Annotated in this window: 17 protein-coding genes and 1 pseudogene; 9 read left to right on the top strand and 9 right to left on the bottom strand. The window is 43.3% G+C overall.

Annotated elements, in window-relative coordinates:
* Positions 1–245: 245 nt before the first annotated feature.
* The 4 genes and pseudogenes from ACTQ16_RS07395 (at position 246) to ccsA (ending at position 4,069) form a co-directional block, all read left to right on the top strand.
* Positions 246–401: a hypothetical protein gene (locus tag ACTQ16_RS07395; protein WP_294972032.1), complete on the top strand. Its 156-nt coding sequence runs from the start codon at positions 246–248 to the stop codon at positions 399–401.
* Entirely contained in the window at positions 398–1,144 is a 747-nt protein-coding gene (locus tag ACTQ16_RS07390; protein ID WP_441936797.1) for a hypothetical protein, read from the top strand. The genes ACTQ16_RS07395 and ACTQ16_RS07390 overlap by 4 nt, the downstream gene beginning before the upstream one ends.
* A 187-nt stretch (positions 1,145–1,331) precedes the next feature.
* Positions 1,332–1,643, top strand: a pseudogene (locus ACTQ16_RS07385) (di-heme oxidoredictase family protein); the annotation flags it as partial.
* Positions 1,644–1,804: 161 nt separating this feature from the next.
* On the top strand, positions 1,805–4,069 hold the full coding sequence (gene ccsA / locus ACTQ16_RS07380; RefSeq protein ID WP_441936795.1) for a cytochrome c biogenesis protein CcsA: 2,265 nt from the start codon (positions 1,805–1,807) through the stop codon (positions 4,067–4,069).
* Between the two features lie 111 nt (positions 4,070–4,180).
* Here the strand turns inward: ccsA and ACTQ16_RS07375 are convergent, their stop codons facing one another.
* The 5 genes from ACTQ16_RS07375 to ACTQ16_RS07355 all read right to left on the bottom strand — a co-directional run bounded on the left by ACTQ16_RS07375 (position 4,181) and on the right by ACTQ16_RS07355 (position 7,912).
* A complete protein-coding gene (locus tag ACTQ16_RS07375; protein WP_441936794.1) occupies positions 4,181–4,879 on the bottom strand; it encodes a tRNA 2-thiocytidine biosynthesis TtcA family protein in 699 nt (232 codons plus the stop codon).
* 110 nt (positions 4,880–4,989) lie between these two features.
* Positions 4,990–6,525 carry a ribonuclease Y gene (rny, locus tag ACTQ16_RS07370; protein ID WP_441936792.1) on the bottom strand — a complete coding sequence of 512 codons (1,536 nt, stop codon included), beginning with the start codon at positions 6,523–6,525 and terminating at the stop codon, positions 4,990–4,992.
* A gap of 46 nt (positions 6,526–6,571) precedes the next feature.
* Positions 6,572–6,871 carry a cell division protein ZapA gene (locus tag ACTQ16_RS07365; protein WP_441936790.1) on the bottom strand — a complete coding sequence of 100 codons (300 nt, stop codon included), beginning with the start codon at positions 6,869–6,871 and terminating at the stop codon, positions 6,572–6,574.
* A gap of 8 nt (positions 6,872–6,879) precedes the next feature.
* Entirely contained in the window at positions 6,880–7,173 is a 294-nt protein-coding gene (locus ACTQ16_RS07360) for a hypothetical protein (protein ID WP_153125846.1), read from the bottom strand.
* 88 nt (positions 7,174–7,261) lie between these two features.
* Positions 7,262–7,912: a hypothetical protein gene (locus tag ACTQ16_RS07355; protein ID WP_217760389.1), complete on the bottom strand. Its 651-nt coding sequence runs from the start codon at positions 7,910–7,912 to the stop codon at positions 7,262–7,264.
* A gap of 210 nt (positions 7,913–8,122) precedes the next feature.
* Between ACTQ16_RS07355 and rfbA the strand changes: the two genes are divergently transcribed.
* From rfbA to ACTQ16_RS07340, 3 genes are all read left to right on the top strand, one after another.
* Positions 8,123–8,998 (top strand): glucose-1-phosphate thymidylyltransferase RfbA, encoded by an 876-nt coding sequence (gene rfbA / locus ACTQ16_RS07350; protein WP_153125842.1) that lies wholly within the window; start codon positions 8,123–8,125, stop codon positions 8,996–8,998.
* Between the two features lie 97 nt (positions 8,999–9,095).
* Positions 9,096–11,636, top strand: a complete 2,541-nt coding sequence (locus tag ACTQ16_RS07345; RefSeq protein ID WP_441936788.1) for a GumC family protein — start codon at positions 9,096–9,098, stop codon at positions 11,634–11,636.
* 91 nt (positions 11,637–11,727) lie between these two features.
* Complete coding sequence (locus ACTQ16_RS07340; RefSeq protein WP_153125837.1) at positions 11,728–12,156, top strand: BT0820 family HAD-type phosphatase; 429 nt, start codon at positions 11,728–11,730, stop codon at positions 12,154–12,156.
* A gap of 412 nt (positions 12,157–12,568) precedes the next feature.
* On the opposite strand, the gene ACTQ16_RS07335 is transcribed toward ACTQ16_RS07340, so the two are convergent.
* The 4 genes from ACTQ16_RS07335 to ACTQ16_RS07320 all read right to left on the bottom strand — a co-directional run bounded on the left by ACTQ16_RS07335 (position 12,569) and on the right by ACTQ16_RS07320 (position 18,215).
* A complete protein-coding gene (locus tag ACTQ16_RS07335) occupies positions 12,569–14,716 on the bottom strand; it encodes a peptidylprolyl isomerase (RefSeq protein WP_441936786.1) in 2,148 nt (715 codons plus the stop codon).
* A 200-nt stretch (positions 14,717–14,916) separates the two neighbouring features.
* The gene (locus tag ACTQ16_RS07330) at positions 14,917–16,185 is read right to left on the bottom strand and encodes a hemolysin family protein (protein ID WP_294971474.1); all 1,269 of its coding nucleotides are present in this window, start codon (positions 16,183–16,185) and stop codon (positions 14,917–14,919) included.
* Positions 16,186–16,197: 12 nt separating this feature from the next.
* Positions 16,198–16,857 (bottom strand): LPS export ABC transporter periplasmic protein LptC, encoded by a 660-nt coding sequence (lptC, locus tag ACTQ16_RS07325; RefSeq protein ID WP_441936785.1) that lies wholly within the window; start codon positions 16,855–16,857, stop codon positions 16,198–16,200.
* Between the two features lie 62 nt (positions 16,858–16,919).
* Positions 16,920–18,215 carry a hypothetical protein gene (locus tag ACTQ16_RS07320; RefSeq protein WP_441936783.1) on the bottom strand — a complete coding sequence of 432 codons (1,296 nt, stop codon included), beginning with the start codon at positions 18,213–18,215 and terminating at the stop codon, positions 16,920–16,922.
* Positions 18,216–18,381: 166 nt separating this feature from the next.
* Here ACTQ16_RS07320 and ACTQ16_RS07315 point away from each other — a divergent pair, with 166 nt between their 5' ends.
* Both ACTQ16_RS07315 and ACTQ16_RS07310 read left to right on the top strand, forming a co-directional pair.
* Positions 18,382–19,677 (top strand): Lnb N-terminal periplasmic domain-containing protein, encoded by a 1,296-nt coding sequence (locus ACTQ16_RS07315; protein WP_441936782.1) that lies wholly within the window; start codon positions 18,382–18,384, stop codon positions 19,675–19,677.
* Positions 19,674–20,033 carry a hypothetical protein gene (locus tag ACTQ16_RS07310; RefSeq protein ID WP_295346291.1) on the top strand — a complete coding sequence of 120 codons (360 nt, stop codon included), beginning with the start codon at positions 19,674–19,676 and terminating at the stop codon, positions 20,031–20,033. The genes ACTQ16_RS07315 and ACTQ16_RS07310 overlap by 4 nt, the downstream gene beginning before the upstream one ends.
* The last annotated feature ends 188 nt before the right edge of the window (positions 20,034–20,221 follow it).

The raw sequence follows: 20,221 nt of genomic DNA, 5'->3' as shown, positions 1-20,221 counted from the left end.
ACTGTTTACCGATTTTTAGGTATTGCAAGATTTTTTAAAACTCCGTACCTTTGCACCCGAAATCGAGAAAGAACGCAGTGATGATTGCCACTCCCGAGCGGCAGAGCTGCGTAATTCCTTATTAAGCTATAGGGCTTTAAGGAGATACTAGGCCTCTAAAGTGTCGAGACCGCAAACAGACATCTGCGCTCTTTTCTTTATTATACTAAGGATTATACGATAACAATAAATTCAAAATAATAAAGATGAACAGTTTAAGAATTGGATTGATGTCCGCTGCCCTGGTTGCCGGTTTGGCAACGGCAAGTGCACAAACTGTGGCTGCCGATAGTGTGATGCAGCATGTAAACGGCAAGCGCCTCAGCGTAGGTGGTTATGGCGAGGTTGCCATGAGCCATTGAATTTCTTCACTGTTTATCGTCCTGAAGGTGAGAATACGGTTCTTCCAAGCACCTGGCATCAGACAGGTGTCAGTTTTTGGGGACGTACCAAGGGTTGGAGATATGAATTGCAATTCCTGGCAGGCTTGAACTCAGATAACTTTACCAACACAGGTTGGATCAATAAGGGACCAGGCACTCCTACCGAAGGTGAAATTGCAATAAAATATGGTACAGCCCTCCGTATCGACAACTACTGCATCAAGGGCTTACGCATCGGTCTGAGCGGATACTATGGTCATGCCATCGGCAACTCTTATCCAAACAACAAGGATGGAGCAGAATCTAAGTACAAAGGTGTGGTAGCTATCGGAGCCATCGACTTCACATACAATAATTATAACTGGATTGTACGCGGTCAGGCAGACTATGGTTACCTGAGTGATGCAAAACAGTTGAAGTACTTTACTAATCGTCTAAATGGTCTCTCTCCATTCCATCACTCAGCATTTGTCAGCAAGAATGCTTTTGCATACGGAATCGAGGCTGGCTACAATGTTTTCTCACAAATTGAAAAACTCCGTCAGTCCAACCAGAAGATGTATCTCTTTGGCCGTTATGAGCACTATAATCCATACGCTTCCAAAACCAAAAATACATCATACGACTACACAAACGTACAGCGTATGGCAGTTGGTATCAATTACTATCCAGTAAAACAGATTGTAGTAAAGGCAGAATACCATCACAGAGGCTCCACGTAAGGGTCTTGGCCCAGCATGGGTTCGCAGCAGTTGTATCCACTGCCATCCTAACTATGGTCATGGTAAGTTCCAGAACCAGTATCAGGCAGACCAGTTCGGCAACGGCTATCTGCTCGTAATTTATCACCCTACAGCAGGTACTACCGCTGACGGAAAGGCTTACGCTAAGAGCATTGGTCAGGATCCTAACACCATGTTGCCAAAGTATCCAAACCAGACTATTTATCCATACACCGATTTGGTACAGCACCGTCTGTTCATGGCTAACGACATCCGCACAGGATGGTGCCGCACTACTCCACTCTGGGGACGTGGTTTGTCAAGCATGCTAACTGGTCGCAGCGACCGTTTGCACGACTGCCGTGCCCGCAACGTAGTAGAGTCTATCATGTGGCACTGCTATGACAAACGCAGTGATGCTTACAACTCAGCACTCAACTTCTATAATGCAACCAAGGAAGAGCGTGATGCTGTAGTGGCATTCATCAATGCTATCTGAGCCTTTACATGAAGAAACAAAAATAAGAAAAGCTGCCAGGCTATCAAAAGCATTTGGCAGCTTTTTTTATCAGAATCTACAAATATACGGATTATCTCTTGCTCGTCTCCGAATAATATCGTATTTTTGCAACGGAAATTCTATCAAGATTCCAACAAAGTATGGTTAAAAAGATTATATTCATTCTTTACATCCTTGTGCTCGTATGCATGGCAGCCGCCACCATCGTGGAGAAAAGCCAGGGCACGGATTATGCCCATGCCCACTACTATGGGGCATGGTGGTTCATTCTTATCTGGGCAGTACTTGCTGCCCTCGGTGCTTTCTACATCATCAAAAGAAAAGTGAAGTGCGCTTCTACATTGGCACTCCATCTCTCCTTCATCATCATCCTTGCCGGGGCTTTGCTCACACATATATCGGCTAAACGGGGCATGATTCATCTGCGCATCGGTCAGCCTACAGATACTTATATGGCTCAGGATGAAGAGCAGGGTATGAAGGAAGAGAAACTCCCTTTCTTGCTATGCCTGCAGAAGTTTGAAGCGAAGATGCACGATGGAAGCAACGCCGTGGCTGACTATTCTTCAAAATTCACTGTAATAGACGGAGATGAAAAGAGCGAAGGCGAAGTTTCGATGAACAACATCTATTCCCACCGGTCTTACCGTCTTTATCAGTCATCTTACGATGAAGACGGCAAGGGAAGCGTGCTCGCCATCAATGCCGATCCATACGGCATACCAGTCACCTATACTGGCTATGCGCTGCTCTTCATCTCTCTGGTATGGATGCTCATCGACCCTAAGGGCGGTTATCGCAAACTACTGAAGAGTCCTTTGCTCAAGAAGGGAGCCTTGATGACAGCACTCATCCTCAGCATGGGCAATATACAGACACTGCATGCAGAATCTGCAACAGGCAATCTCCAAAATGCTGTATTGCCAAAGGAAACTGCAGAGAAGTTTGGCGAGCTTCATATTCTCTACAACGACCGCATCTGTCCGGTACAGACCTTTGCCCTCGATTTCTGCAAGAAGATATATGGAGCCAGAAGCTATCAGGGATTGACTGCAGAACAAGTTCTCTCCGGATGGATATTCTATGGAAACGTCTGGACAAACGAGCCTTTCATCAAGATCAAGAGCGGAGAAATGAAAACGGCGATGAATCTGCCCGACTATGCTTCACTCAATACTTTCTTCAATCGTGAGATGGGGGGCTACACCATCGGACTTTATGTGCAGGAATACTACAATGGCCAGCAGGACAAATTCCACCAGCAAGCCGCTGATATCGACAGCAAAATACAAATCATCATGGAATTGCGGGAAGGTATCTCATTAAAGGTTCTTCCCTATACCTTTACCAAGAACGTGAAGGCTACCAAGGATCATCCTTTCATCAAGGCTGGTACCACCACTTGGTTCGCTCCTGTAGATAAGTTGCCACTTGCAGTAGAGTATCAACATGCACTCTATATCAAGAATGTATTCTCATTGCTTTATGGCGATGTGCAAAAAGGTAACATGGACCGTGTGAACATCTTCTTCGACAAGATGCTGCAATACCAAGAGGTAAGTAGTGGAAGTTCTTTGCCGTCAAAGATTCAATACCAGGCAGAACGAATCAACAATGACTTTCCTTTCGCTACCATTCTATTTATGGTGAACCTTACATTGGGTTTCATCGCCCTCTTCTACACCATCTATCGCATGACAAAAAATCGCCAATTAAAGGCTTTGGATATTACCTTACCGATATTGCTCTGCATATCCTTCCTTGCCTTGACATTCGGTTTGGCTTTGAGATGGATTATCAGCGGAAACGTACCATTATCCAATGGCTATGAGAGCATGCTCAGCGTGGCATGGCTTGTGTTGCTAATCTCCATCTTCATGCAGTTCCGCATCCGCATCGTGATGGTATTCGGATTCATGCTATCAGGTTTCTTCCTGCTCGTAAGCCATATCAACCAGATGGATCCTGCCATCGGACAGATGATGCCCGTACTGAACAGCCCGCTGCTCAGCATTCATGTAAGCATCATCATGATGAGCTACGCCCTTCTGTCGCTAACCTTCATCTGTGGCATTATGGGCATCTGCATGCAATCTCATGCAGAGGAACTACAGACTTTGAGTCGCATATTCCTCTACCCTGCCCTTACGGCCATGGGATTCGGCATTTTCATCGGTGCCATCTGGGCGAATGTCAGCTGGGGAAACTATTGGAGTTGGGATAGCAAGGAGACATGGGCACTCATCACCTTCATGATTTATGCTGTGGTGGTACATACACAAAGCTTGCCGGTCTTCCGCAAGCCGCTGGTGTATCACATCTATATCACCCTGGCTTTCATGAGCATTGCCATGACATACTTCGGAGTAAATTACTTCCTTACGGGTATGCACTCATATGCATAAAAAAATGCAATAGGCTTCAATGGCAAATGAAGCCTAATGCATTGTCCAATGAAAGTAGTTGCATGAGTACATGCAACTACTTTCGTTTTTGATTGCTTCTTCTACCATATTTTATTCCACAAAAACAGATCGCCAAAGACTGTAGCGGGCTTCGGGATTCAACTGCTCCAACTGCTGGAAGATGGCTTGCATATCCGAACGGCGGGTAGTCTCTTCGTAAGGACACAACGTCTTCTGCTTAGTGAAATGCAACTCTTCTGCTACCTGCCGGATATCTGCCTCATGCACCAGACAAAGGGGGCGGATGATGGTGAGCGGATAATGTTTTAAAGGAAGACTGGGCTGCATGGTGGAATGAGAACCCTCGAAGGTGATATTCATCAGCAGGGTGACGAGGATATCATCCATGTGATGGCCCAAGGCTATCTTGTTAAAACCATTATTTACAGCAAACTCGAAGAGCGTCTTGCGTCGGTTCCAGGCACAGAGGAAGCAACGGGTCTTGCGGGGATCGGTGGATTCATCGAAAGAACTGTGCAGAATATGGAGCCGGATGCCATTCTCAGCACAGAAATCCTGAAGATAAGAGCGGTAAGTCTCGTAAGGAATATTATCCATGATGATATGAGCTGCTTCCACTTCTATATGCGGTTTGAAGATACGGGCACGCTGAGCCAGCAGCCTAACCAGTTCCAGGGAATCCTTACCGCCACTCAAAGCAATGAGAATGCGATCACCATCTTCCAGAAGATGATAATCCACACAGCCCTTGTTGAAACGCTTTAATACTTTCTGTTCTGCCTTTATCATATTATTTAGAAAAAAAAGCCGTACCCTATAAAAAGAGCACGGCTTTATCAAGATACATTCCCCAACCAAAGGTAAGGAAACGACAATTTAAACTTCAATATTCTCAAAAATTACTTAGCGTAAGCTACGCTACGTGTCTCACGAATGACGGTAATCTTAACCTGACCAGGATAAGTCATCTCATTCTGAATCTTGGTAGCAATCTCGTCTGAGAGCTTGATACTCTGCTCATCAGTCATCTTGTCTGCACCAACGATAACACGAAGCTCACGACCAGCCTGGATAGCATAAGTCTTGGTTACACCAGGATAACTCATGGCAATTGCCTCCAGATCGTTCAAACGCTTGATGTAAGCCTCAACAATCTCACGACGTGCACCAGGACGGGCACCAGAGATAGCATCACATACCTGAACGATAGGAGCCAACAAGGTGTTCATCTCCATCTCATCATGGTGAGCACCAATGGCATTACAGATATCTGGCTTTTCCTTATACTTCTCAGCTATCTTGGCACCATACAATGCGTGTGGCAACTCGCTCTCCTCATCAGGTACCTTGCCAATATCGTGCAAAAGACCGGCACGCTTAGCCTTCTTAGGATTCAAGCCCAACTCAGAAGCCATGACAGCACAGAGATTAGCAGTTTCACGAGCATGCTGCAAAAGGTTCTGACCATAAGAAGAACGATACTTCATCTTACCTACGATGCGAATCAACTCAGGATGCAAGCCATGGATGCCGAGGTCAATAGCAGTACGCTTACCAGTCTCGATAATCTCATTCTCCAACTGCTTCTTCACCTTGGCAACTACCTCCTCGATACGGGCTGGGTGAATACGACCGTCAGCAACCAACTGATGGAGAGCCAGACGGCAAACCTCACGACGCACTGGATCGAAAGCAGAAATAACGATAGCCTCAGGAGTATCATCCACTACGATTTCTACACCGGTAGCAGCCTCCAATGCACGGATATTACGACCTTCACGACCGATGATACGGCCCTTCACCTCATCGTTATCAATATGGAATACACTGACAGAGTTCTCGATAGCAGTCTCCGTAGCCACGCGCTGGATAGTCTGGATAACGATTTTCTTAGCCTGCTGGTTAGCATTCAGCTTAGCATCATCAATAATTTCATTGATATAGCTGGCAGCATCAAGACGCGCCTGATCCTTCAAACTCTCCACGAGACGATTCTTAGCTTCCTCAGCGCTCAATCCGGAAAGTTCTTCTAGCTTAGCCTGCTCCTGCTTCTGCATCTTCTCAAGTTCCTGCTGCTTGACAGTGAGAAGTTTCTTTTCATTATCAACACGCTGCTGATACTGATCAACCTCCTGCTTGCGACGACCGAGATCCTCCTGACGCTGGTTGAGAGAGATTTCTCGCTGTTTAAGTTTATTCTCACTCTGCTGAATACGGGAATTGCGCTGCTGCACTTCCTTCTCCAACTCAGCTTTCTTATTGAGGAACTTCTCTTTCACTTCGAGAAGTTTTTTCTCCTTTAATACTTCTGCCTCTTTATTGGCAGTATCAATCATTTCATTATATTTTCCCTTGATAACATAACGGAAAATGAAAAAGCCCACCGCTCCACCAAGGCAGAGACCGACTAAGGCTGCTATAATTATTACCATCATTATTTATATATATATTTATTAAAATTCACTCAAAGTTAGCTGCTTATTATTTCAGAGCGTCTTCTATCTCGGCAGTCAACTTCTCAAGAATCTCATTATAAGGCTGGGTATCATTCTTACCCTCTTCCTTTTCATATCTCAGCGCCACATCAAGTAGTGACATATACAAAATCTCCTTGTCGCTCTTACGGCCTTTATAGATTTTTGTATATGAATTCACTATATCGTCAATCAATTTTGCAGATTTACGATAATACTCCTCATCCTCTCTAGGTATTCTTACCGAGAGGTCAGTATCATAGACATGTAACCTAATCTGTAACTTGTCTTGTGTTTGATCTACCATCGGTCCGATTATTTATCGCTCAGTAGCGTAATACATTTATTGACATCTCGGATAAGCTTGGCGATACGTTTCTGAGTAGTTTCAATATCTGCATCAGAAATCGTCATCATCTTCGCCATCTTCAAACTGTCGTAATCATGCTGCGCCTGAGTCAACTTATCCTCCAATTCCTTTATTTTGGCATCACGCTCATCCACCATGGCATAAAGCTCCGTATTCTCCTGCTTGACCTCGTCAAACTTGAGAATCATCTGCCTTACTCTCGTGGCAAACGTATTGATTGTTTTCTCATTTGCACTCATGCTTTTTTGTTTTTGGCTACAAATTTAAGAGAATAATTTGAAAAAAACAAATTTTCTACTATATTTTTTAAAATTTAAAGGGATTTACTTACTTTCCCATCTTTTGCTTTGCCTTTTCAACATCTTCATCAGATGGACGTGGCTCCTTCTTTGCAAGCATCAATACCTGGAAAGCAAAATCTGTCACCCACTGCTGGCTGAAAGCTAATCGCTTGTTGAATTGGCGCAACTGGAACACAGTCTTCAATGTGCTGGCATCGCTGTAATCATTCTTGTTGAAGATATCATCTACAGTCTTTGCTGTCAACTTGTATAAAGAATTTTTCATAAAGCTAGGCAAGCGCAGCTTGAACTTCATCAAGTTGCCCATCAGCATCATCAAATCCTGGGTGAAGTTCTGGAACTGGATGAGATACACATTCACATCCTGCAGTTTCTGACAGTTCTTACGGATACTAGAATCAATCTCCTTGAAGAAAGAATCATCAGTATCATAGATATTCTTCATCATTTTCTTAACCTGCGCCTTCTCGCCGATACCAAGACGATTGTTTACAGTTGGAACATGCAAACTGGTCTTGAACACTCGCAAGTCTGGCAACATTGCCAGATTAGTAATACCTAATTGAGAAGCCAATGCAGCCTGGAAGTATACACGGACCAGCGTCATGTAATCTTCCATTCCACCTACTTTCTTATCGTCATTTTTATGACTGAATAGTTTTGAAAATATTCCCATTCTTATTTCGTTTTATACTTTAATGTTTTCAATTGTTCTGCAAAAATACAATAAAATCACTAAATATCAAAATCAAAGGGGCGTTTTTTCTTCATAAATATGTTTTTTCTTGGAAAAACAACGATTTTATCGATTTTTCTATTCAAGTTTCAATTATTTTTAGTACCTTTGCCACGTTAATTAATATTTGTGTTCCAACAGAGAAGATATATGAAGGGAATAGTTTTAGCAGGCGGGTCTGGCACCAGACTTTATCCAATCACTAAAGGAATCAGCAAACAGTTGATTCCCATATTCGACAAACCGATGATATACTATCCGGTATCAGTTTTGATGCTGGCTGGAATCAAGGATATTCTTATTATTTCAACACCATTCGACTTACCTGGTTTTAAACGTCTCCTTGGAGACGGAAGCGATTTAGGAGTACATTTCGAATACGCAGAACAACCATCTCCAGATGGATTGGCACAGGCTTTTATTATCGGTGAGAAATTCATCGGCAATGATAATGTCTGCCTGGTATTAGGCGACAACATATTTTACGGTGCCGGATTTACCGGACTTCTCAAAGCCAGCGTAAAAGCTACAGAAGAAGGATTGGCAAGTGTCTTCGGCTATTATGTCAATGATCCGGAAAGATACGGTGTTGCTGAGTTTGACAAAGAAGGCAATTGCCTCAGTATTGAGGAAAAACCCAAACATCCAAAAAGCAATTATGCGGTTGTAGGACTCTACTTCTACCCAAACAGTGTGGTAGATGTTGCCAAGCATATCAAGCCAAGTGCACGTGGCGAGCTGGAGATTACTACAGTCAACCAACATTACTTGTCAGACAACACACTTAAAGTAAGAACTCTCCAAAGAGGTTTCGCCTGGTTGGACACCGGTACTCACGACAGTTTGTCAGAAGCAAGTACGTTCATTGAAGTGATCGAAAAGAGACAGGGACTGAAAGTAGCATGTCTGGAAGAAATTGCATTTAAACAAGGTTGGATTAACAAAGAACAGCTGTTGAAACTTGCAGAACCTATGCAAAAGAACGGATATGGAAAATATTTGCAGGAACTAGCTTTGGGCAAATAATAAAAATGAATCTATCAGTATTCTTGCCACTTTCATAGAAGTGGTTGGGATAATATATATAATAAGGTATAATTCAAATAACAACATTAAAAGAATAATGGAAGAGAACAAGAACTTACAATTAGAAGGCGCAGTTCAGGAACAGGAAGAGAAATCTGCCATTGACTTTCAGTTGATTTATACAAATCTGATTCTCAACTGGAAATGGTTCGTACTCTCTCTTATCGTTTGCCTGGGCTTAGGCTATCTTTACCTGAGATATGCTACTCCAGCCTATCAAGCATCTACCAAGGTACTCATTAAAGACGATGATGACAGCAAACGCAGAGGTAGTTTGGGTAGTAGCATGATTCAAAGTGCTGCCAACCTCGGCTTTATGTCAAACTCTAATGGTATTGACAATGAGATTGAGATCCTGTCGGCTCATGACTTGGCTCAACGCGCAGTTAACGACATGAAAATATACGTAAACTACTATCATGAAAGCGTTTTCAAGGACCCTCTAGTATATAAAGAACAGGAAGTAACAGTAGACCTGGATCTGCCACATCTCAAGAAGCTAAATGCTCCAATCAAACTCAGCATCGAAAAGGATGGTACAAAGTATCACGTCAAGGGTACATACAATTTACCTATTGATGCTTTCACTTTCGAAGATGAGACCAGTGAATTTGAGAAGACTTTCGACCGTCTGCCAGCAACTATCAGCACAAGAGTAGGTACGCTGACCTTTACTCCTAGCAAGATTTACAAACTGGAAGATGGAGAAGTACTGAAAGCTGTCATTGTCTCTCCGGAAATGGCTGCCAAGGAGTATACAAAGAACCTGACTATCAGTCAGACATCTAAGACTACAACGATTGCAGAACTCGTATTGAACGACGAAAACCCTCAGAGAGCTTTAGACTATCTGAATACACTTCTCAAGGTTTACAACCGTCAGGCAAACGAAGACAAGAACGAAATTGCCTACCGCACAGAGCAATTCATCAACAACCGTTTGCAAAAGATCAATGCGGAGCTGGGCAATACTGAAGGACAGCTCGAAAGCTACAAGAAGCGCAACAAGGTGGTTGAGATGAAGCTGAACGCTACAGCTACCATCGCAAACTCTGACGCTTATGCTCAAAAGCTTCAAGATGCTAATACCCAGGTAGAATTGCTGAACGAGCTTGGTAAGTACATGAACGAGCCAGGTAACAAATACCAGCCTATCCCATCCAACGTAGGTTTGTCTGATGAAAGTTCAACAGAACTCATCAACCAGTACAACAAAATAGCCCTGGATCGCAACAACGCCTTGCATGCAGCCAGCGAGACTTCTCCTACAGTAACTCCTCTGACCGCACAGTTGGATGCACTCACAACATCTATCAAACGTGCCATGAGACAAGCAAAGCTGGGCATGGAGATACAGCGCAACAGCATCGCTAAGCAGGCTGCAGAATATGCAGGACAAATCGACAACTCACCAGAGCAGGAAAGAGTTCTGACACAGATTGGCCGCCAACAGGAAGTAAAGTCTGGTCTTTACCTCATGCTGCTTGAGAAACGAGAAGAGAACTCTATCTCCCTGGCTGCAACTGCAGATAAGGGCAAGATTATCGATGCACCTTCCTTTATCGGCAAGGTGAGCCCAAAGAGCTCAATCATCATGCTCATAGCATTGGTTCTCGGCTTGGCAATTCCTGCAGGCATCCTCTTCCTTATTGAGTTCTTCAAGTACAAGATTGAAGGTCATGAAGATGTCATTAAGTTGACACAGATTCCAGTCATAGCAGACATCCCTGTTGCCAGTGATGCAGCCAAGAAGGAAGGAAAGGCTGATATTGTGGTTCACCAGAATGTCAACAACCTGATGGAGGAAATCTTCCGAAGTTTGCGTACTAATATTCAATTTATGTTGAAGAGCGGTGAAAAGGTAATGATGTTTACCTCTTCTACCTCAGGTGAAGGAAAGACATTCGTAGCTTCAAACATCGGTATCTCCCTCGCCTTATTAGGCAAGAAGGTCATCATGGTGGGTCTTGACATCCGTAAGCCGCGTCTAGCTGAGTTGTTCCAGATAGACAACCACCATAATGGTATCACCAACCTGATTATACGAGACCACAACTCTTGGGAAGACATCCAGAACCAGATTCTTTCATCTGGCGTAAACAGCAAGCTCGACCTTCTGATGGCTGGTCCTGTACCTCCTAACCCAGGTGAGTTGGTAACAAGAGCAAGTCTTGACGACATCATCAACCAGCTGAAGCAGCATTACGACTATGTCATTCTCGATACAGCTCCTGTTGGATTGGTTAATGACAGTTTGCACTTGGGACGTCTGGCAGATCTCTGTATATACGTTTGCCGTGCAGACTACACTCAAAAGGCAAGCTTCGGCATGATCAACGGTCTGAAAGCCGAAAACAAATTGCCTAACATGTGCTTAGTACTCAACGGTGTCGACCTCTCTAAGAAGAAGCACAGCTTCTATTACGGAGTTGGTAAGTACGGAAAGTACGGAAAGTATGGAAATTACGGCAACTATGGAAACTATGGCAAGTATGGTTCATACGGACAGTATGGTAGCTACGGCAACTATAGCAACAGCCATTACGGCAATGCCAACGACACAAGTATCAAGAAGTAATTGAATATTGAATCATTAAACTATTTATATAAAGAGAGTCTTTCTATATTTTTTATAGGAAGACTCTTTTAGATTAAAAGATATAAAGACTATGGCAACAATAGCAGTAGATTTTGACGGTACTATCGTAACCCATGAGTACCCAAAGATTGGTACAGAGTTACCTTTCGCAACAGAAACATTGAAGATGTTGATAAAAGACCACCACAAACTCATTCTCTGGAGCGTACGCGAAGGCAAGCTCCTGGATGAGGCTGTAGAATGGTGCAGAGAGCGTGGAGTTGAATTCTGGGCTGTCAACAAGGACTATCCGGAAGAAAGTCTCGAGAACAACAATCACTTCTCTAGAAAACTGAAGGCAGACTGGTTTATCGACGACCGTGGTATAGGTGGACTGCCAGACTGGGGAGAGATTTATCAGATTATCACCAACCATACCAGCTACCGCAGAGTATTAAAGCAGAAATACTGCGCAGAGCAGGAGACTCCTAAAAAGAAACACTGGTGGAGTCGCGGATAATCCAACAGTTCCAACCAAGTCCAAAATATGACAGCGGGTGTATCACTCTTAAAGTTGATACACCCGCTTTCTTTTTATCTCACAACAGATGGAAGACAAGCGCACATCAGCTGTCAGACGACCGCACAACAGCTGTTGTGCGGGTGCATAACAGCTGATGTGCGGACGAGAGAGCTAGCTTCTAGAAGAACTATACCTATATAAAACGACAACTTTTCCTATCTAACCGAAAGACTATCTCTGTATAAAAGGAAAGCCATTCTGAGAGAAAAGAAACTGTTACTCAGAAAGAACAAAGTCCTATACGGTATAAGGAAAGCCATCAACGTCAAAGACCAGTCAAAAGAAAAAGGGATATACCTGATGAATGGTATATCCCCTATTATTGATTTACTAAATGATTTTTTATTCTTTAGAAGAACAAGTAGCGGTTGTCCACTACGTGAGCCTTCATATAAAGCTCGTTCATGAAGTTACCAGCATACTGCATAGACTTCTGACGACACTTCTGCTCGTATGTCTTCTCATCGAACTTAACAGGACGGTTAGACTTGTTAGTAACCTGGAAGAGGTAAACACCAGCATTACCCTTAACAGCATGTGCAGAGAAAGCACCCTTCTTTGTTGCAGAAACAGCACCAGAAAGAGCAGGCTCGCTAGCACCAGTTGCTGCAATGAATGTAGGAGCAGCGAAAGTAATCTGGTTTACAGAAGAAATCTTACCACCCTTAGCCTTAGCAGCTGCGATGCTCTTTACGCCGTTTACCTTAGCCATCAACTGTTCAGCCTTCTTGTCCTTGATAACCTCAGCCTTTACCATCTCCTTTACATCAGGATCGCTCAAGTCGCGGTAACCAATGCGATGAATCTTGTTAAGTACTACAACCAAAAGGTGGTTGTTGTCGCCACACTCATAGAGAGGAGAAACTTCACCTTCCTTAGCCTCGAAGATCCACTTCAATGCCTCACGGGTTGAATGGATATTAGCTACATAATGAGAAGCTGTTGTCATATCCTTCAACTCCTGAACCTTGTAACCATTGCCAGCAGCATTCTTCAACAAATCAGCAGAAGCCTGGTTGCCGCTAACGAAGCTAGAGAACTTGTTGTAAGCTGTACGATATGTGCCCTGTGAGAAATCAATAGTCTTCTTGATGACTGCAGCAACATACTTGTTAACCATTGCCTTGCGGTCAAGAACCTGAAGAACTACGTAACCCTGACCCAACTGGAGCTGGTTAAGAGAGTTGACAGAAGCTGTATTCAATGTATTGATGAACGCCTTGTTGTCCTTGTCCATAGTCTGAGCATACTCATACTGCTTTGTTGTCATCCAAGCCTTCTCACCAGTCTGACCGTACTTCTTGGCGATAACCTCGAAATCAGCACCGCCAGCGATAGCACCCTGGATAGAGTCTGCCTTGGTCTTAGCCTCAGCTACAGAATTAGCAGCTACCTGGATTACGCGATACTGTACTGAGTCTGGCAACTGCTGCTTGCTAACCAACTTAACGATGTTCAAAGTATTATCAGCAGTATTAGCCTTTACAGCAGAAGTTGAACCTACTGCCATAGAATCCAAAACAGCTGCGATATCAGAAGGATAAGCCTCCTTGCTGACAGGAATACCAAGATAAGATACAGTAGAAGCAGCCTTACGAACAACCTCTGCAGGATCAGCTGCAGCAGCGAGCTGTGTCTGGAAACCAGCGAAATCCTTGTTGAGAGCTGCACGGTCAGCAGCAGAAGCCATCACCTCGATGTCTACATACTTGATGTCACGAGTCTCAACAGGCTGCTTGAAACGAGCCTTCAACTCATCATACTTAGCCTTCAAATCACTCTCCTCAACCTTTACCTTATCGTCCTGGATATCAGAATAAGGGAAAGCAGCCAACTGAATCTGGCTCTCCTCATTCTCCTCCTTGAAAGCCATCTTAGCCTCTACAGGATTTGAAATGAAGCAGTGAGCAAGAAGAGCCTGATACTTCTGAGCCAAAGTTTGCTGGCGAAGAGTCTTCTCGATGAATGACCAGTAGTTGTAAATCTTGGTATACTGATCCATCAACTGAGCGTTGGCTGGGTTAGCCTTCTGAGTCTTATAATCAGCCAAGAACTTCTGGAGAGCAGATACATCGAAACGACCAGTCTGCTGGTTAACGAAAGGAGTCTGCTGAAGCATTGGGTTGGTACCAGTCTTCAAGATGTCCTGAAGCTCAGCGTCAGTAACTGTCAAGCCGAGCTTGCCTGCTTCCTTAGCAATCATCTGATTCTGAACATAAGTGTTCCACACCATGTCCTTAATCTGATTCATCTGCTGCTCAGGAAGATTCTCCTGACCCTGTTGCATTTTAATAACTTCTGTGTACTCATCAACGAGCTTCTGGAATTCCTGCACGCTGATTTTCTCGCCATATACCTCACCAATCTGCTGACGCTCATTGTTCTTTGCAGAATCACATGAACGGAAAGCTTCTTCGGCAATGAAGGCGAAAAGGCCAAAACTGATAATACATACCAGAATGACGCCTCTTTTTCTAATTGTTCCTAATGCTGCCATTACGTTTTTAATTTTTATTTTATTTTTATTTTCTTATTATTAAGTTAGCATCGCCATAAGAATGATGAGGATTCTCAAATCCTTAAAACTAGCCAATTGTCTGCAAAATTACAAAAAATAAACGAGAATAGGGAATTTTTCATTAGCTTTTTTAAAACTGATAACGAAAAACATAAAAAAAACTGAGCCGAAGCTCAGTTTTAACCTAAAATATGAAGTTTAACCAACTCTATTTTACGAGAAGTAGACTTGATTATCTTAAACTCAAAGTGATTGAACTTAATGACTTCGTTCAACTTAGGAAAACTCTGATACTCATGAAGTATCAAGCCACCCACGGTCATATAGTCATCACTCTCAGGCAAATCGAGATTAAACTTCTCGTTCACCTTATCAATTTCCAGTCGAGCTGACAACAGGTAATCCCCATCATCCGTCTGCTTGGCAACATACTTTTCTGCATCATGCTCATCCTCAATATCGCCAAAGATTTCCTCTACGATATCCTCCAGACTCACCAGACCGCTGGTACCGCCGAACTCATCTACTACCACACCGAGTGACTTCTTCTGCTGAAGGAAAGTCTGCATCAGCTTCTGCGCCTGCATCGTTTCAGGAACAAAAGGCAAAGTGCGCACATGATCCTGCCATTTCACAGGATTATGGAAGAGTTCCGAGCTATGGATATAGCCGATGATATGATCTATATCCTCCTCATATACAATGATTTTCGAGTTACCGCTTTCTATGAATTTCTGACGCAATTCCTCCAAAGACGTATTCTTCTCTACTGCCTGGATTTCTGTACGTGGAACCATACAGTCACGTACTTTGGTATCGCTGAAGTCGAGCGCATTCTGAAATATCTTGACTTCATCATTAATTTCATCTTCATTGGTAGCATTATCAATGCTCGACTGAACCAAATAGTCAAGATCCACCTTGGAAAAGCCCTCATCTCCCGATTCAGTATCCATCTTCATGCCCACCAGGCGAAGCAGAACCTTACTCAAGAAGGTACTGAACTTGCTTATCGGCCACAAAACCACATAGCATAGATAGGCTATGGGACTGAAGATGGCAAGCAGGCGGTTAGGATTGGCCTTGAAAAGAGTCTTGGGCAAGAACTCGCCAGTAAACAAGACGATCAAGGTAGAAAGAATGGTATCAGCCGGCACCGTAAAGGCCGCATCCATCCCGCTGAAGATAGTATTATCAAACAGTCTGGCTATCAGAATACCATACACGACGAGGGCAATATTATTGCCCACCAGCATCGTGCTGACGAAGCCGTTAGGATGGTTATAAAATAAAGAAATCAAACGTTGCGTAAGACCGTTTTTCTCCTTATCCATTTCCGCCAACATACGGTTGGAGGAAACAAAGGCAATCTCCATACCACTGAAGAAAGCAGAGAAAACCATCGTAATGATTATACCAACGATAAGACTTAAATCAACCTGTTCCATTTATTCTATAATTTAATGCATGATAGGGATAGTCGTCGCCCTAACAGGTGTAGCCTGCTGGCGGATAGGTGCAGCAGTAGAATCACTTGGAGCAGGAGCAGCTCCAGAATCATTTCCGCCAAAGTCACCCTTTTCAAAACTACCTTTCGAATTGCTGACAAAATAGCGAGTCATCTTCTCATCACTCCAGAAATGGGTACCCTGAAGGGTACGCTCCGGTGTGATTAACTTACTGAATACATTGCTGGAAATCTCGTGTCTGTTCTCGTCCCAGGTAAGCTGTTCGCTGCTGAAGCGCAAGCCATCCTTGGTCAGAATTCTCACTCGACCATATAATTTCCAAACACGCTGCTGATCAAAATAATAGGCTGTATCACACTGGATATAGCTATTGATATGAAACTTCTCGTCAAACTGTTCGAGCAGAAGTCCCTTATTGAAAATCCAACGGGAAGGATTGCGATTGGTATTTACTTCCCATCGCTCAGTCACAATACGATATTTGATCACTCCGGAATCACTGATAAGGGTATTGACACCATACGACGTCATCATGGCAACCGAATCCTTGGCATGGATAGCAGCTGCCGTATGCTCCACCTGCTCCTGACAACCTGCCAGAATCATGGACATCAATATTCCTATCAGAAAAGAGTTTCTTAGCTTATACATTATTATATATACGTGCGAGATATGTATTATCTATATGAACGCAGAAGAGATGCAGCAAAGAATTACTGCATCTTCCACTTCTTAAACCAGCCTTCATTGAATGTCAGACCGATATTGATTCGAAAAACATTCTCCTTAATCAAGCCATCAGCTGAGTTCTTGACCCACTGACCACTGATGTTCAGGAGAGAACGACTATTATAGCTGTTCATGATAGGAATGCCGAAACCGGCACTCACTGATATTTCCTTTGGACCATCCACCCCATTCATCTTATAATAAGGAGTAGCATAGCTGGCACCCAAGCGATACTGAACACGCTTCAGGAAAGCACGGTCACGCTCATTGTAGCAATACTGAGCACCGAAATTGAACTTACTTCTATCTTTGTAAACACCGTCTTTCAGGCTATAAGTAGCTTCATTGTTCTTCATTTCGAAAGTAGGATAACCTTCTGCACCCCACTTCTGAAGCGTATAATCAAGACCTACCTTCCACTGGTTGCTATGATTCCACATCAAACCAACACCATACATGGTTGGCAGACTATGAGCCTTGCTTATAGAGAACGGAATGGTATCCGAAGTATTGGTCTGAGCATTACTAGAAATAATGTTCATATCAGCAGAACCTCCCAGATTATGTCCAGGAGTAAAGGTTGCACCCACTGTCACCCAGTCTTTCTTGGTAACCTGCTGAGTATACTGAGCACCAAAATCCAGACGGTAGCTGTTTATCTTCGAATTATAAGTTCTGGTCAAAGTCTTATAATATGCATTGCTGTAGCTATTGGTGATATACTTGGTATAATCACCCCAAAGATAGGAAATATTGGCACCAACCGAGAGTCCCTTGATTGGTTCCCAACCAGCACCGACATAAGCCTGATGCAAACCACCCTCACCATGGAAGGTATTGGTATAATAGACATCCTTATCAGATGCATTTACCCAATCAGAAGAAGAATAATCATATCCAATATTAGTGAAAGGAACCACACCGAAACTCATTCCGAGATGACGGAAAAGACGGAAACCGGCTACCACATACTCGAAATTGGAATTATTGGCATTCTTCTTCACTCCGTTCTCCTCAAAGTTAGTAATCTGACCTGAGATACCAGCATCAAAGATGAAGGTCATGGAATCGAGAGATGCATAGGAAGCAGGGTTCAGATAATTCACCTGATTATGCTCATGAAAACCAAGGCCCACACCATTCATACCACGATTGAAGCCGGAAGTCTGGTCAGACAACACGCCTAAACCATACTGGCTGTATGGAGAATTGGTACCACTCTGGGCATTTGCTAAAAGAGTCGCCCCCAACATGAGGACTGCCATAAAAATCTTTCTCATTTATATATAAAACCGTCAAATTTATATTCAGAGTGCAAAAGTATTAAAAAAAATCTAGAAAAAAGAAGGATAATTGAAAATAATAAGGTATTTTTGCATCGTGAAACGTTTTAAGCATATTTTCGGAGTCATTTTAGCCGTTATTTTAACCAATTTAACTTCTAAGATGATTGCACAGGATTTTTCAGGCAATTATACGTCTGATATTTCTGTGCAGAACTGTCGTGCCTTTGAAAACGCCACGAATTGGCTCGACTCAGTAGATATATCACTTCTTACTTGTGGCCCTGGTCAGGAAGTGTGGTCGTACTATGGACATACCGCTTTGCGCATCCAAGATAAAGTTCATGACAGCGATGTTGCCGTCAACTGGGGTATGTTCAGTTTCAAACAGCCTTTCTTTGTGCTCAGATTCGTCTTCGGACTTACCGACTACCAGATTGGCATATTCCCAATGAGCGACTTCATTGCGGAATATTCAGCAGAAGGCAGATGGGTAAGACAACAACGTCTCCAGCTCTCAAGACAGGAGAAGCTGAAGATTCTGCGTGCCATTGAAGAAAATGCCAAGCCAGAGAACCGCACGTACAGATACAATTTCTTCTATGACAACTGTACCACCCGTGCCCGAGAGATGATACTCACCAACATAGGCTACAGCAACACCAACTTCAAAGACAACAATGTCCGTACTTCATACAGAGAAGAGATACATAAGCTCAATGGGCAAGACCATTGGGCGAGATTTGGAAACGACCTTCTTTTAGGTGTATACGCAGACTCTGATTTAGAGAGAAGAAACTGGGAATTCCTGCCTGATAACCTGAGCAAGGATTTTGCAACGGAGGGAAGAAAAGACTTTGTCAACGAATCTTCGGTAGAAGACGGTGTCAGTCCTGTCACATCAAACGGTTTTATCACCTTGGTAGACAGTACCTTTTATGTAATACCACCAGTCAGTCAGGAGAATGTAGAGCAAGCTAGTGGAATCACCCCACAAGAAGTCGCAATAGGCTTTGCGCTTGTCATAGCTGTTCTTACTATCCTGGAGATTTATCGCAAGAAGAATCTATGGTGGCTAGACACCACCCTACTGGTACTCACCGGATTACCGGGTCTTATCCTCCTGGCGATGGTATTTTCCCAGCACCCTACAGTACAGCTTAATTTCCAGATACTCATCCTCAACCCATTGAACCTCATCTTCGTATGGAAAGTAACGAAAAAGATGAGAAGGGGCAAGCAGTATTGGTATTTCGAGCTTTATGGCTGGCTGCTTCTGCTGTCGCTGTTCCTGCAAATCTGGCAGACTTATGCAGAGGGCATGAGCATTTTGGCATGTACTTTGCTGATTAGAAACGGTATCAAGTCAACCATGCTAGAACTTAACAGCTACGGATTGCACAAATACGTACACAATAAATTTTATAGAAACAAAAGAAAACAAGAAACAACAAAATGATGGTAAACAGATATATCACAGCCCTTTTGGTTGTCCTTGCGGCAACTGGCATGGAGGCGCAGACTTATCAGCAGGCGCTGAAGTTTGCGCTTACGGATATATCCTACGATGAATTCATCCAACAACCGGAAGCGAAGGCATTGGAGGAGGACATCCTCTATGTCCTGAAAGCCATCAAGCAGGCTTCCGAGTATGAAAGCAGCACAGAATATCACTACCATCAGCCGGCTATCATTATAGCGGCAAATACTGACATTCTGACAGATTCACATTCACATATTTATTTTTATCCCGTTATTGCACATAAGTATATGGCACCATACGGGAGCATCGTTATTCGAGGGCCAAACTGCTGATTATTTGCTTTCTGACAGCAAAACAAGCAAGAAATGCTACCAGAAAGGGCAATAATCGGAAAAATATTGCAGATTTACAGATATTTTTTGTATTTTTGCAAGCTAGTAAACAAAGAACAGGAAAAAGCAGAAGAAGAAAAAGGACTGACAGAGCACATTTGCCAGAACTCCTTTAACTCCTTAACTTC

Source organism: Prevotella sp. LCP21S3_D2 (assembly GCF_052118345.1).
Taxonomy (GTDB): domain Bacteria; phylum Bacteroidota; class Bacteroidia; order Bacteroidales; family Bacteroidaceae; genus Prevotella.
The sequence above is the reverse complement of the archived record's forward strand: the minus strand, read 5'-3'. Positions and strand labels throughout refer to the sequence as shown.

Excerpts from the sequence above, each read along its gene's own strand:
- ACTQ16_RS07345 (WP_441936788.1), top strand. The coding sequence starts at position 9,096 with ATGGAAGAGAACAAGAACTTACAATTAGAAGGCGCAGTTCAGGAACAG.
- ACTQ16_RS07310 (WP_295346291.1), top strand. The coding sequence starts at position 19,674 with ATGATGGTAAACAGATATATCACAGCCCTTTTGGTTGTCCTTGCGGCA.
- ACTQ16_RS07335 (WP_441936786.1), bottom strand. The coding sequence starts at position 14,716 with ATGGCAGCATTAGGAACAATTAGAAAAAGAGGCGTCATTCTGGTATGT.
- rfbA (WP_153125842.1), top strand. The coding sequence starts at position 8,123 with ATGAAGGGAATAGTTTTAGCAGGCGGGTCTGGCACCAGACTTTATCCA.
- ACTQ16_RS07330 (WP_294971474.1), bottom strand. The coding sequence starts at position 16,185 with ATGGAACAGGTTGATTTAAGTCTTATCGTTGGTATAATCATTACGATG.
- rny (WP_441936792.1), bottom strand. The coding sequence starts at position 6,525 with ATGATGGTAATAATTATAGCAGCCTTAGTCGGTCTCTGCCTTGGTGGA.
- ACTQ16_RS07320 (WP_441936783.1), bottom strand. The coding sequence starts at position 18,215 with ATGAGAAAGATTTTTATGGCAGTCCTCATGTTGGGGGCGACTCTTTTA.
- ACTQ16_RS07395 (WP_294972032.1), top strand. The coding sequence starts at position 246 with ATGAACAGTTTAAGAATTGGATTGATGTCCGCTGCCCTGGTTGCCGGT.
- ccsA (WP_441936795.1), top strand. The coding sequence starts at position 1,805 with ATGGTTAAAAAGATTATATTCATTCTTTACATCCTTGTGCTCGTATGC.
- ACTQ16_RS07340 (WP_153125837.1), top strand. The coding sequence starts at position 11,728 with ATGGCAACAATAGCAGTAGATTTTGACGGTACTATCGTAACCCATGAG.
- ACTQ16_RS07355 (WP_217760389.1), bottom strand. The coding sequence starts at position 7,912 with ATGGGAATATTTTCAAAACTATTCAGTCATAAAAATGACGATAAGAAA.
- ACTQ16_RS07315 (WP_441936782.1), top strand. The coding sequence starts at position 18,382 with ATGATTGCACAGGATTTTTCAGGCAATTATACGTCTGATATTTCTGTG.
- ACTQ16_RS07365 (WP_441936790.1), bottom strand. The coding sequence starts at position 6,871 with ATGGTAGATCAAACACAAGACAAGTTACAGATTAGGTTACATGTCTAT.
- ACTQ16_RS07375 (WP_441936794.1), bottom strand. The coding sequence starts at position 4,879 with ATGATAAAGGCAGAACAGAAAGTATTAAAGCGTTTCAACAAGGGCTGT.
- lptC (WP_441936785.1), bottom strand. The coding sequence starts at position 16,857 with ATGTATAAGCTAAGAAACTCTTTTCTGATAGGAATATTGATGTCCATG.
- ACTQ16_RS07360 (WP_153125846.1), bottom strand. The coding sequence starts at position 7,173 with ATGAGTGCAAATGAGAAAACAATCAATACGTTTGCCACGAGAGTAAGG.